This window comes from Paenibacillus sp. FSL R5-0470, assembly GCF_037975205.1.
GTDB lineage: Bacteria > Bacillota > Bacilli > Paenibacillales > Paenibacillaceae > Paenibacillus_AQ.
Window position 1 is genome coordinate 4,748,148 of sequence record NZ_CP150238.1, and the last position, 12,360, is coordinate 4,760,507.

The 12,360-nt window shown below is 44.4% G+C and carries 14 protein-coding genes; all 14 read right to left on the minus strand.

The genetic code is table 11. From position 1 onward, the window contains the following. Positions 1-2: 2 nt before the first annotated feature. Complete coding sequence (locus MKY99_RS21020) at positions 3-164, minus strand: hypothetical protein (protein WP_170880309.1); 162 nt, start codon at positions 162-164, stop codon at positions 3-5. 107 nt (positions 165-271) lie between these two features. Further along, on the minus strand, positions 272-1,075 hold the full coding sequence (locus MKY99_RS21025; protein ID WP_076284563.1) for a protein-glutamate O-methyltransferase CheR: 804 nt from the start codon (positions 1,073-1,075) through the stop codon (positions 272-274). Positions 1,076-1,102: 27 nt separating this feature from the next. Further along, positions 1,103-1,546: a nucleoside-diphosphate kinase gene (gene ndk / locus MKY99_RS21030; RefSeq protein ID WP_339266183.1), complete on the minus strand. Its 444-nt coding sequence runs from the start codon at positions 1,544-1,546 to the stop codon at positions 1,103-1,105. Positions 1,547-1,645: 99 nt separating this feature from the next. Continuing rightward, positions 1,646-2,614 carry a polyprenyl synthetase family protein gene (locus tag MKY99_RS21035; RefSeq protein WP_042190190.1) on the minus strand — a complete coding sequence of 323 codons (969 nt, stop codon included), beginning with the start codon at positions 2,612-2,614 and terminating at the stop codon, positions 1,646-1,648. Continuing rightward, positions 2,611-3,471, minus strand: a complete 861-nt coding sequence (locus tag MKY99_RS21040) for a menaquinone biosynthesis protein (protein WP_076299575.1) — start codon at positions 3,469-3,471, stop codon at positions 2,611-2,613. Before MKY99_RS21040 ends, MKY99_RS21035 begins: the two co-directional genes overlap by 4 nt. A gap of 4 nt (positions 3,472-3,475) precedes the next feature. Next, a complete protein-coding gene (locus tag MKY99_RS21045) occupies positions 3,476-4,078 on the minus strand; it encodes a flavin prenyltransferase UbiX (protein WP_339266185.1) in 603 nt (200 codons plus the stop codon). Continuing rightward, the gene (locus tag MKY99_RS21050; protein WP_042190197.1) at positions 4,075-4,950 is read right to left on the minus strand and encodes a UbiA-like polyprenyltransferase; all 876 of its coding nucleotides are present in this window, start codon (positions 4,948-4,950) and stop codon (positions 4,075-4,077) included. The genes MKY99_RS21045 and MKY99_RS21050 overlap by 4 nt, the downstream gene beginning before the upstream one ends. Further along, positions 4,943-5,695 carry a demethylmenaquinone methyltransferase gene (locus tag MKY99_RS21055; protein WP_143764070.1) on the minus strand — a complete coding sequence of 251 codons (753 nt, stop codon included), beginning with the start codon at positions 5,693-5,695 and terminating at the stop codon, positions 4,943-4,945. The genes MKY99_RS21050 and MKY99_RS21055 overlap by 8 nt, the downstream gene beginning before the upstream one ends. Before the next feature lie 3 nt (positions 5,696-5,698). Continuing rightward, positions 5,699-6,592, minus strand: a complete 894-nt coding sequence (locus MKY99_RS21060; protein ID WP_262495696.1) for a heptaprenyl diphosphate synthase component 1 — start codon at positions 6,590-6,592, stop codon at positions 5,699-5,701. Between the two features lie 90 nt (positions 6,593-6,682). Next, positions 6,683-7,225, minus strand: a complete 543-nt coding sequence (locus tag MKY99_RS21065) for a hypothetical protein (RefSeq protein ID WP_339266187.1) — start codon at positions 7,223-7,225, stop codon at positions 6,683-6,685. A 94-nt stretch (positions 7,226-7,319) separates the two neighbouring features. Next, complete coding sequence (gene mtrB / locus MKY99_RS21070) at positions 7,320-7,568, minus strand: trp RNA-binding attenuation protein MtrB (protein WP_042190204.1); 249 nt, start codon at positions 7,566-7,568, stop codon at positions 7,320-7,322. A gap of 117 nt (positions 7,569-7,685) precedes the next feature. Continuing rightward, complete coding sequence (locus MKY99_RS21075) at positions 7,686-7,958, minus strand: HU family DNA-binding protein (RefSeq protein WP_036676223.1); 273 nt, start codon at positions 7,956-7,958, stop codon at positions 7,686-7,688. A gap of 376 nt (positions 7,959-8,334) precedes the next feature. Continuing rightward, a complete protein-coding gene (spoIVA, locus tag MKY99_RS21080; protein WP_042129583.1) occupies positions 8,335-9,813 on the minus strand; it encodes a stage IV sporulation protein A in 1,479 nt (492 codons plus the stop codon). A 396-nt stretch (positions 9,814-10,209) separates the two neighbouring features. Next, positions 10,210-12,261, minus strand: coding sequence for a serine hydrolase domain-containing protein (locus MKY99_RS21085; protein WP_339266189.1), 2,052 nt, complete (start codon positions 12,259-12,261; stop codon positions 10,210-10,212). Positions 12,262-12,360 lie beyond the last annotated feature (99 nt).

The window sequence follows — 12,360 nt, forward strand, 5'->3', positions numbered from 1 at the left end:
TGTTAGCTTCCGATCCGCTGACTTGTTGAAGGAAATGTAGACTTACGCTCTTCCAGTTGCAGAAGGCGCTTCAATTGCATTTCTTCTACACCGAGAATTTGCCCGCACTCACGAACGGTAATAAAGCCTCGTTTGTACGCGGCAATGACCTTGCTTTTGTCCATCGGTTTAACGATCCTTTCGCTTAGCTTACAGATTCTACTACCCAGTATCACTGAACGATAGCGAAAGTATACCTATAAAAGTACACAGACGAAGGAGCAAGAAGTATTTATTTTTTACGATAGAAAAAGGTTTCCGTCGATTCAAAGCCATATTGCGCTGGCGTAAAGATCTGCTCTGTACTACCTACAAACAAATACCCGCCTGGACGTAAACTAGCCGAGAACTTATGGTAGAGCTTATTCTTCGCCTCTTCAGTAAAATAGATCATTACATTGCGACAAATGATAAGATCAAAACCCTCATCGAACTTGTCCAGCAGTAGGTTCTGTTTACGGAAATCTATGTTTTTCTTAAGCGTGTCGCTAACTTTGAATAAATGACCCTCGGGTTTAAAATAACGAGCAGCAACATCCTTAGGCACATCCTTTAAAGAACGTTCCAGATACAAACCTTGCTTTGCTTTGGAAAGCGCACCGTCGTCAATATCCGTAGCCAGAATGCCAGTCTGTCCCAATAAATTCTTATCCGATAAAATCATAGCCAGCGTATAGGGTTCTTCTCCAGTGGAACATGCAGCGCTCCACAGTTTCAATCTGCGACCAGATTGTTGTATATCAGGAAGAATGATATCTCGCAGTACTTCCCACCGATTCGGATTCCGCCAAAACTCGGAGACATTAATCGTCATTCGGTCCAAAAATTCATAAAATAATTCCTTGTCCTTCATCATTGCGGCAAAAAAATCACTAAAGGTTTGATATCCATTCTTCACACGAAGAGTCGTTAAACGCCGCTTCATCTGCGCTTCTTTATACTGAGCCAGATCAATTCCGGTGCTTTGCTTAACATGATGAATAAACCCGATGTAATCTGAATCTGCTGTTAATGCTGCAACATTACGATCAGACATGTTAATCCCCCGCCTCCCGCTTGGCTCCTACATCCAGACTGAGATCTCTTTGTTATAAAGATTCAATTCATCTGGAGTAAAGAAATTAGCAATTTCTCGTTCTGCACTTTCAGGCGAGTCTGATCCATGAATTAAATTAAGCGGTGTATGGCTGGCAAAGTCGCCTCGAATCGTACCCGGCAAGGCTTCTCCTACTTTCGTCTTACCAATGAGCGTACGGGATAATGCTACAACATCATCACCTTCCCATACCATTGCAAACACTGGACCTGAAGTTATAAAAGAAACCAACTCTCCAAAAAAGTCCTTACCAGCATGCTCCGCATAATGTCTTTTTGCTTGGTCTTCACTAACTGTAATCAGCTTTGCAGCGACCAGCTTAAAGCCCTTATCTTCAAAGCGTGAGACAATACGCCCAATTAATCCACGTTGTACTCCATCCGGTTTGACCATCAGATACGTCTTTTCCATAGAGGCACTCTCCAATTTCCCATTAGTTGGGTTGTTTTGACGCTATCTTAACAGAAACCGAGCTTTCTGGAAACGTTTAATTTCATGATCACCAAAATACTAATAAGCTCTACCTGTTACAAAAAAGGCAATATCGCGCAGATTACGCTTAGTCTTGTTGTTAGGCAACTGATCTAGTGCAGCAAGTGCCTTAGCGATATATCGGGAAGCCAGCTCCTCGGAACGGGTGATTCCGTCTCCAGAAAGAATAAGATCAATAGCACGCCCTACTGTGCTGTGCCCTTCACGAATAGACTTCAACTCTTCAAGAAGCGGAGCTCGCAATCTTTCATCCTCCAGGCTATAAATGACAGGAAGGGTGATGTTCCCTTGCCGCATATCACTTCCTGGAGGTTTACCGATTTGCTTTTCAGTGCCTGAGAGGTCAAGTAAATCATCACGAATCTGGAAAGCCATCCCTACATTATATCCATAATTATAAAGTAGACGAGCCACCTCTGGTTCAGCATCAGCAGCAAGTGCACCTAATTGGCAACTGACTGCAATCAACAGCGCTGTTTTACGGCGAATCCGCCGCAGGTAATGACGCACACTTTGCTCACTGTTGAAGAAGTCACGAATCTGCTCCATCTCACCGATCGACATTTCAATCATGGCCTTGGACAAAATCTGATGAATTCGCGGATTCTTCAGCTCCGTCGTCATCACCAGTGCTTTCGCATATATGTAGTCACCGGTGTACATGGCAATTTTATCGCCCCATTTGGCCTTAACAGTAAGTTCACCTCGGCGCAGTTCTGCATCGTCAATGACATCATCGTGAACTAGTGAAGCGCTATGAATTAGTTCTAGCGGTATCGCCACACGCTTCAGCTTCTCAAGATCATACTTTCCAAATTTCCCACCCATCAAAACAAATACGGGACGCAATCTTTTACCGCCAGCTTTTAATAAATGCAGAGAAGTCTCGGTTAGTAGGTCGTCATCACCCTGTACGCTACGGTACAAATCTTTTTCAATCTGATCCATGTCTCTGTTCAGTAATCCGAATATTTGCAGTCGTTTCATTCCTTCACCCGTGTCAACAGTTTATGACTCCAAATCTCCATCTTCACTGCCTGCGGCAGCAGACCCATCTCATAGGCATAGCGGAAATAGAGGTTCAGACCTTTCTGCTGCCTTTCTCCAAAATCATAGCTTAAATTGCGAAAGTACCCTTCCCAATAAGACTTAGTTCCTCCAATTGTCGAACAGGCTGCAAGTACTATAGGATCTAAATCACTTAATCCCCGCAGTTTACTCTCAGCAAAAGCTTCTGCAATCTCCGCAATGGCTTCCGGTTTGTCATTCGCAGCTTTTCGATTCACTGCCCAGACCGCAAAGGTCATCCCTAAGCCCGTCCATTCTTTCCAAAGCTCCGCCAGATCCGTAACGATATACCCTTGATCCTGCCAAGAGGCTTTAATCGCATGATCACCAATGAGTAAGCAGGCATCTGCTTGATGCATCATAGCATCCAAATCAGGATTAGCGCTAATATATTCTGGTTTATTGCCAAAAGCCTTTTCCATTAAAATTTTCAGCAAGTTTACCGATGTTGCAGAAGTGTTCGTAACAGCAATCGTACCTGTACCTATCTGTGCAAGAGGCACTCGAGAAAAAAGAAAAATAGACCTCACAGGACCGTCCGCACTTACCGATAAATCAGGTAACAGCAATAACTTATCACTGGCTTCAGCATACGCAAAAGAGGATAATGCACCCACATGAATCGTTCCACGACTCATCCCCTGATTAAGAATGGCAGGTACCTCACTCACCATCTCTGCCGGATATTTCAGTGCAGAGGGATGAAAATTGTGAAATACCGGCCATGAGTTAGTATAGCTGATTTTACCTATGATGGTGTGGCTGTTATTCTCCATCCTTTCAATCCCCCCATCTGCGAAATAATTGATGTTCAATATCAAAGCTGTCAAGCACTTTACCCACCATGAAATTAATCAGATCATCCATACTTTGTGGCCCAAAGTAAAACGCCGGCATTGCCGGAATGATCCGAACCCCCAGACGGGACAGCTTCAACATATTCTCAAGATGAATAGCATGCAGAGGTGTCTCACGAGGAACAAGGACCAGTGGACGTCCTTCCTTAAGCATAACATCAGCAGCACGAGTCATCAGATTGTCGGAGGTTCCATTAGCAACCGCAGACAATGTTCCCATGGAACAAGGCATAATAATCATCCCTTCCACACGAAACGAACCACTTGCAATAGATGCACCGATATCAGCGACAGGATGATAAAGTAGAGAACCGGGATAGCCTTTGAACTTTTCGTTCAAAAAGCCTTCCCGGTCTGATGCGATATAACCTAGTTCTTCTTTAAAAACGCGCCAGCCCGCATTACTTACTACCAAATGAACGGAGTAGCCTAGCGATAGCAACGTTTCGATCAGACGAATACCATAAATAGCACCGCTTGCCCCTGTAATTCCAACCACGAAGTTTTTCGGTTTAGTAAGCGTCATTTTTTGAAATGCACCACCAAGTCAATCAAAGTGAAAGAGAACACCACGATGCTTAGCACGCCGTTCATAGTGAAAAAAGCGGTCTGTAAACGACTGAGATCACTCGGAGATACAATATAATGCTCATAAAAGAGAATAATATATGCGAGGATCATACCAGCCACATACCACCAGCTTAAATCCGTCAAAAACAGCAGCGATACGAATCCAATCGCCGTAAGAATGTGAAACACACGGGCAATAACGAGTGCACCTTGAACCCCAAATCGCACTGGAATGGATTTTAAGCCTTCTTTAAGATCAAATTCAACATCCTGACAAGAGTATATAACATCAAAACCAGCCGTCCAAAACACAATTGTGAAGTAAAATACCATTGAAGTCCAATTCACACTACCGGTCACAGCTACCCAGCCGCCCAGCGGTGCAAGCGCAATGGTAAGGCCGAGGATAAGATGGCATGCCCATGTAAAGCGCTTAGTGAATGAATAAATAACAAGAAGGAATACAGCGATAGGTAACAGCTTAGCTGACAAAGGATTCAATTTAAAGGCTGCCCAAAAGAGCAAGAAAAACGAAATACCTATAAAAATGACAACTTCACCGATCTTAAGTAACCCTGCAGGAATCGCTCTTCCCGCTGTGCGTGGATTCTTAGCATCACTGATTCGGTCTATCAATCGATTCAATCCCATAGCTGCACTTCGTGCTCCAAACATAGCGATTACAATCCAGCCAATTTGACTCCAGGATGGGAGGCTATCATTCATGACAACAGATCCCAGTAAAGCACCCATAAAGGCAAAGGGTAAAGCAAATACCGTATGTTCAAACTTAATCATTTGTAAAAAGATACCGATTTTCTTAAACATTCCTGTTCTCCTTGAGCCCAATATGTAATGCCGCGATGCCTCCGGTCAAGGGGAAGGATTCCACTTTTTGAAGTCCGGTTTCACGGAAAATAGTGGCCAGTTGCTCCCGGTCTGGGAACATTGCCAATGATTCTGGCAGCCATTTGTATTGCTCGTACCTTTTCGCGAATAACTTACCAAGCAATGGAAGTACACGCTGGAAATAAAAGAAATATACACCTTTAAACGGCTGTTTCATCGGCTTGGATAGCTCCAAACATACAACCATTCCACCAGGTTTTACTACCCGCTTCATTTCGTTAAGCACTTGAACAGGATCTGGCACATTGCGTAGTCCGAATCCAATCGTTGCATAATCAAACGCATTGTCTTCAAAAGGCAGCTCCATAGCATTGCCCTGCACCAGCGAAATACGGTCCTGAAGCTTGCGCTCTTCCACTTTGCGGCGACCTACCTCAAGCATACCTGCACTGAAATCCAGTCCGATTACATTGCCAGTCTGCGAGGCTTCCGCCAAAGCGATGCTCCAATCACAGGTTCCACAACATAGGTCAACGGCCGAATCCCCGCGCTTCATCCCCATCTTCTTCATCGTGAATTTACGCCATGCCTTGTGGCGGCGAAAGCTTAGGATGTCATTCATCAAATCGTATTTTCCAGCAATACTCTCAAATACGGAATGTACAAACTGCTCTTTTGGTTTGCTGTTGTCACCCACAGCAGTTGTCGTTTTTTCCATAGTCATCCCTTAACCCTCCACGGCTGCTTGTCCTGTGACCTTCATCTGCAGGAGAAAACGATCCAGCGCGATCTCTAGCTCTCTAAGTAAACTCTCGTCTTTAACGCTTTGCAATAGTCCCTGAATAGACTGAAGCGACTGATGAAGCTTGTCCGTCAGTTGCGAATCACATTTATATTTCATTTTTAGCATCTTCCATTCCTTCTGATCAAGGTTCAGGTCTTGAAGTTGCTTACGTTCTTCCTCTGTTGCAGTCTCCATCATCTTCCAATAGCAATAGCCATTCCCTGCATTCGCAGGATCATCACTACGAAGAAGCTCAATAGCAACGGTCTCGCACTGACTGAATTCTGCCAGCAGTTTTTCCCACAGCTCCACTAAGGAGTTCTCAATCATAGGCGTAAAAGAAAGGAACAGCCGCATATTCAGCTGTACCATGTGCCGCAAGTATTGCTCAGCCGAAAGGCGTATGCCTCTCATCTTCACGTAGAGATTCGCTTTCAAGACATTGAAATCTGCAATCGCCTTACTCAAGATTCCAATCATCTCGATCTGATCACTCTTTGCAAGCAAATGGTAAAACCAGCTGCTAAAGTAATCGCCAGCTAGTACCTTCAATTGACGGGAACGCATAGGGTCTCCCCCCCGTCTATCATTCGAACGGTCAATGACCTCATGCGTGTCCAGACCTAGTTGAACAAGCGCTGTCACAAGCGTGTACAACTCTCCGGCACTTCCTTTTGCAGAAGAGGCATGATTTAGAAAAATATATAACAAATGACCCCGGCCATCAGAAAACGGCGGCAAATCCGTATGCTTCTGAATCATGTCGTAGTCGGTGTAGGGTTTAGCCAGTTGCGGTATGCAGTACGGTTTCATTTCAGCCTCCGAAGCCATTGACATAATAATAATTCGTTTGTTCACAATCTTGTCTATTATATCACATGTTTTTTTGTCACGCACTGTGGTACGCCTGAGTTTCTTTTAATCCTTTCAAGGATAAATGAACTGTTTCTTCCAGAGCTCGGTTTCACTAATGCGGAAGCCCGTTTTGAGACGATCCGATATAGGAAGATTACCCGCAGACTGAAGTTCATCTTGCAGCGTATAAGACCATTCAAAACGTCTGATATCACCAGCTAACAGCAGTCGGCGGCTACCAAGCCATTTATCTTCTACCACAATGCGAAGTAGAAGTTGATCCACATTCGAGGTTTCCTGAATAGCAAAGGAAATGGCCTGAGCCATATTTTGATAGAGTTCCTCAGGTTCATGATCGTTCCCGCTCACTTTCAGATCCAGTGACAGAACATGATCTTCCCAGCCAACGCTATCTATGGATAAGGTCAACGGAAGAGCGCCCAGAACATCAACAAGATTGTCATTGCCCAGCACTATGTTATGGCTGCCAGTAAAAGTCTCCACTGTCCCATTTCTCTGCTGTACGGATGAGTCTAAGTCTGCCAGTTTCGGCAAAATAACAGCAGAGGTCGCAGTCAAGAGTAATACGGCACCAATCAACCAGGCTTTGTTCATGGACACGCCCCCTTATCCATAGTACCCACTTTTTTTGTGGATATGATCATTCACCCTTACTATATTTTGAAAAAAAGCAGGCTATGCCTGCTTTTCAGCTTTCACTTTCCAATTGTCCGTGTTTCGTTAAAATTTCAGCTTTTCCGCGGATTTTCATTGCTGAGGTATGATCGGTAAATTGGGCAATCAACACCTCACCCTTGTCTAGCTTCTCTGTATGATGAAAGCGTGTATCCGTACCTCTAGTTAGCCCAATGACTTGAACGCCATTTTCTTTGGCCTTAACCACAATATAGTCGCTACCTGTCGGAAGCGGATTTTCGCTCGTATTTTTATCCGTCATCGCTGATCCTCCTCTAAACCTAATGTACAGCCCATGCTATTCCAAAAAACAAATGCCGCCTTGGAGGGCGGCATAGTTGTTACTTAAAAAGACTATGGGATTGATATGTAGAAATCTTTATTTGATTCCGTCTTTCAGCGCTTTACCAGGTTTGAATGCCGGTACCTTGCTTGCAGGAATTTCGATTTCTTCACCAGTTTGTGGGTTACGGCCTTTACGTGCGGAACGTTCGCGCACTTCAAAGTTTCCGAATCCAACCAGTTGTACTTTATCACCGCTTTGCAGCGCTTCTGTAATTGCTTCGAAAACCGCATCTACAGCTTTAGTAGCATCCTTCTTGGGAAGTTCAGTTGCTTCTGTAACTACATTGATCAAATCAGATTTATTCATGTTTTCTCACCTCCCTGAGTAAATTTCCGGTATCATACACTGTTTCCGTTTAAACGTAAAATATACGTGATAATCCCGTTTATTACTGAACACTGGCGCCCATAGACCTTGAAGCGCAACAAACTTATAGTAATACAGCCCATCCATAAATTCAAGCAGTTAGACAAAAAAGGAGTAGAAATTATCATCTATGCTTGCATAAACGTCCAATTGCCATCTAATTTTATAGACCTATAAGACCAGGTTAATTCTTCTTTTCAGAAAAAAAATTGAGTCAGATTCACCGTTATTATAGGAACTAGGAATCAAGTTTCGTTATTTTTACGCATAAAAAGAGTGGGATCTCTCCCACTCTTCCAATCTGCTTAAATTTAAGTTAGAGAATAATTGCAATAAGCCCGCCTGAGCCTTCATTGATGATCCGACCAAGCGTTTCTTGCAATTTGTAGCGCGCATTATCCGGCATCATCGCGATCTTGCCTTGAATACCTTCCCTCACAATGGAATGCAAGGAGCGCCCAAAAATATCGGATTCCCAAATCTTAATCGGGTCGTTCTCGAAATCCTGCATCAAATAACGGACCAACTCTTCACTTTGTTTCTCTGTACCAATGATTGGTGAGAACTCAGATTCAACATCAACACGAATCATATGAATAGATGGTGCGGTGGCCTTTAAGCGAACCCCAAAGCGAGAGCCTTGACGAATCAGCTCTGGTTCATCTAGCGCCATTTCAGCTAGTGAAGGAGCAGCAATACCGTAACCGGTAGTCTTGACCATTTCTAAAGCTTCCGAGAAACGGTCGTACTCTCTTTTCGCGTGTGAGAATTCCTGCATCAGCTGGAGCAAGTGATCTTTACCGCGGATTTCAACCCCTACTACCTCCATCAGAACCTGATCATACAGCTCTTCTGGGGCATACAGATCGATCTCTGCTACACCCTGACCCATGTTCATACCACTTAGGCCTGCTTTATCGATAAAATCATACTCTGTGAACTGAGATACGAGCCGGTCAACATCCCGCAAGCGGCGAATGTCTTTTACCGTATCGCGAACGGAGTTCTCATAGCTACTACGCAGCCAGTGGTTCTCTCCAAGCACCATGACCCAGCTTGGCAAGTTCACGTTTACCTCATGAACAGGGAATTCGTACAATACTTCACGCAGTACACCTGTTACATCCTCTTCGGTCATGTTTGCTGCGCTGAGTGTCATGACAGGGATATCGTATTTGATGGCTAGCTCGCTACGGAGCTGCTGTGCTTCCTCACTGCGTGGGCGAGTGGAGTTAATGACAAGCACAAATGGCTTACCCACTTCCTTCAGCTCTGCAATGACGCGCTCTTCAGAGTCCACGTACGAGTTCCGCGGAATTTCTGCAATCGTACCATCTGTTGTTACTACAACACCAAGCGTTGAATGCTCCTGGATGACCTTACGGGTCCCGATTTCTGCCGCTTCCTGAAAAGGAATTGGCTCCTCAAACCAAGGTGTAGAGATCATTCGTGGTCCATTCTCATCCTCGTAGCCTTTAGCGCCTTCTACAGCGTAACCCACACAGTCTACCAGTCGAACGTTAACCTCAAGCCCTTCCGCAACCTTGATTTGGACTGCGTTGTTAGGCACGAACTTAGGTTCAGTGGTCATAATTGTTTTGCCTGCTGCGCTTTGCGGAAGCTCATCCACAGCTCTTACCCGATCTGCCTCATTCGTGATGTTAGGCAGGACAATTGTTTCCATGAAGCGCTTGATAAATGTCGATTTCCCCGTGCGAACCGCGCCGACGACGCCAAGATAAATGTCTCCGCCGGTACGCTCGGCAATGTCCTTGAAAATATCCACTTTTTCCAAAAGAGATCCCCTCCTCATATTACTCCGAAGAAAAAATGCCTGAAGAGCATCGACTTCGCGTTCCGCCGGTAATCTGACCCTTGCAGGACATCAACCGGACTTATCGTATGCCCGCCCGAAGCCTAGCTGCTTTCGACCGGGACGTACTGGCCCCGCGCTAAACTCCGAATGCTCGGACATGCATTTGGACTAGTATCATCATATGTATCCGGAACGAATTTATGACCCATAATCGCGCATTTTGCAATGTAATTTCTAAAAATTAGTTGTGCGCGCCGCAAGGCGTCTGACGCCCGGAAGCTTTCTCATCCATCATATGAGGGAGGGTTCATTGATAGAACTAACAAAATAGCCAGCTATAATAGCTGGCCCAATCCATATATGCGTATCTACTCTCTATTTCAGTAGCGTAATACCAAATGAAGCTCCGGCATTCCCGGCAAATACAATATTGCCCTTAATAGGTAGTACAACCTCATTGTTACTACTAATGACCGTGTTATTCACTAGGGCTCCCGTTTCATCGTATACCATAAAAGCACCTTTTGCTGGCATCTTAACTACCATTTTCTTTCCAGCCGCTGTTTCGGGAACACTGAACCATCTAGCATAACCATCAGCTTGTATCGTAGCTATCGACGATTTGCCTTTATAGAGCGGCTTCACTCCGTCCTCACTCATATACAAGGTTCCAGCCGCATTAAAGTACTCTATGCCCTCTTTGGCATAGAAAAGAATATCAAATGTATCTCGGCCCGCGATGCCAGGAATTTGGTGCTGGCTCCCAGCCGTATTTGGACCTGTTATCTTCATACCTTTGAAATAACCCTCACTTGTCTGTATTGTTGGCCTAATCATGTTCATATAGGTGATGGAACTGAATTTCTCGTTGACTGGATAGTATAACTTACCTTCTCTTTTTGCCCATGCATCTGCGGTTTGTTTATTCAGTGCTGCAACTTCCAATTTCTCCGCCTTATATTCAGAATACGCAAGCTGGCCTAATTCAGGAACCGAAATATACTGGCTCATCCACAAATAAGTCCGTCCGTTGCTTTCCTTTACAAAATTAACCTTTGTGTTGCCTTCCTCATCAACAAAAGTTCCATCCGTGGTGTAAATAAATTTTTGTTCCGGAGCAGTCATTCCTGATAACAAGAGTTCCCCGTCTTTGATAGCTGCCTTCCACTGATCGCCTAGAGCACTGTAATAACCTGCGTATTTCACAAGATCTTTTGGCATGTCAGCCTTAACTGGCTTGCCAAATGATTTATCTGGCTTGATTTCTTTAATTGCGCCCTTCTCTTTCATCGCCTGAAGGAGCAGTTCACTTGCCAGCAGTTGATTAATTGAGGAACTCCCGCCCGAGGTAATGACTGCTGCAGCCATATTCTGTACAGGAAGCACGACGAGGGAGGATTGATACATCTGTGTATCTCCTCCTTTAACAAGAGCTTTTATACCATAATCGTTAAAAGGGAATAATCGCACACTATCCCAACCAAGTCCGTAGTCAGCAGAATTATCCCCGTCTTTGGGCCAAAATCCCTTTCTATACTCTTCTTGCTCCATGGCCTGTACTGATTTGGTTGAGAGTACATCTGCTCGCTTCCCAGTAAAGATTTGCGAGAATCGGACCAAATCCTCCGCAGTAGAGTAGACTCCGCCTGTACCAATCGCATTGGTCGTCTCCGTTGGAAGCTGCCCCTCATATGCAGGAGAGTAAAGGCCGGCAAATTTGCTTGAATCTACCATGTCTTGTGGCGTCATGGTATGGTTCATACCCAAAGGTACAGCAAAATTGTCATGAATGAATGTAGTAAATGTCATGTTACTGACTCTTTCTACAAGAATTTCTGCGAGCGTGAATCCATCATTGCAATACACTGAAAAAGCTCCCGGTTCTGCCTTTAATTTCTGTGTAGACAAGTTCTCTAGCAGTGAATCGTGTACGTATGTATCTGGATCATTGAATAAAAATGCACTGTTTAAACTCGAACCCTGCAAACCGGATGAGTGATTCAACAACATGCGTGGGGTAATCTTTTTATAACGTTCATCTTCCATTTTAAAATCCGTAATATATTGTACGACAGGAGTATCGAGATTAATCTTGCCTTCATCAACTAATTTCATGACCGCTGACGCCGTAAACATTTTGCTCGTAGAGCCAATACCATAGATTGTTTCCTTCGTTAAAGGGATTTTTCCTGCTTTGTCGTTAATTCCTGTTTGTCCCGATACTTTGATCACTCCATTGTCGATCAAAGCATACTGTACGCTGGTTATCCCATATTGTTCAGTTAGAAGCGCTGCTTTCTCAGCAGCGAGCTTCTCTAGCGTCTTAGAAGAAACCGTAGCTACGCTGCTGGAAGCCATCGCGCTTGTAGGAATAAGTGGGGTCAGGGCTAAGGCCGCTGCAAGCGTCCATATGATATTTTTTTTCATGTCATCAACATCCTTTTGTCTCTAATTTTGTACGATTATGAATTATTCACGATTCATCTCTAGCCTGAACTAAATCTCCCTTCTTACCTTCATTCTAAC

Bases quoted from the DNA above. Each gene is read 5' to 3' on its own strand.
- MKY99_RS21020 (WP_170880309.1), bottom strand. From the start codon at position 164: ATGGACAAAAGCAAGGTCATTGCCGCGTACAAACGAGGCTTTATTACC.
- MKY99_RS21025 (WP_076284563.1), bottom strand. From the start codon at position 1,075: ATGTCTGATCGTAATGTTGCAGCATTAACAGCAGATTCAGATTACATC.
- ndk (WP_339266183.1), bottom strand. From the start codon at position 1,546: ATGGAAAAGACGTATCTGATGGTCAAACCGGATGGAGTACAACGTGGA.
- MKY99_RS21035 (WP_042190190.1), bottom strand. From the start codon at position 2,614: ATGAAACGACTGCAAATATTCGGATTACTGAACAGAGACATGGATCAG.
- MKY99_RS21040 (WP_076299575.1), bottom strand. From the start codon at position 3,471: ATGGAGAATAACAGCCACACCATCATAGGTAAAATCAGCTATACTAAC.
- MKY99_RS21045 (WP_339266185.1), bottom strand. From the start codon at position 4,078: ATGACGCTTACTAAACCGAAAAACTTCGTGGTTGGAATTACAGGGGCA.
- MKY99_RS21050 (WP_042190197.1), bottom strand. From the start codon at position 4,950: ATGTTTAAGAAAATCGGTATCTTTTTACAAATGATTAAGTTTGAACAT.
- MKY99_RS21055 (WP_143764070.1), bottom strand. From the start codon at position 5,695: ATGACTATGGAAAAAACGACAACTGCTGTGGGTGACAACAGCAAACCA.
- MKY99_RS21060 (WP_262495696.1), bottom strand. From the start codon at position 6,592: ATGTCAATGGCTTCGGAGGCTGAAATGAAACCGTACTGCATACCGCAA.
- MKY99_RS21065 (WP_339266187.1), bottom strand. From the start codon at position 7,225: ATGAACAAAGCCTGGTTGATTGGTGCCGTATTACTCTTGACTGCGACC.
- mtrB (WP_042190204.1), bottom strand. From the start codon at position 7,568: ATGACGGATAAAAATACGAGCGAAAATCCGCTTCCGACAGGTAGCGAC.
- MKY99_RS21075 (WP_036676223.1), bottom strand. From the start codon at position 7,958: ATGAATAAATCTGATTTGATCAATGTAGTTACAGAAGCAACTGAACTT.
- MKY99_RS21085 (WP_339266189.1), bottom strand. From the start codon at position 12,261: ATGAAAAAAAATATCATATGGACGCTTGCAGCGGCCTTAGCCCTGACC.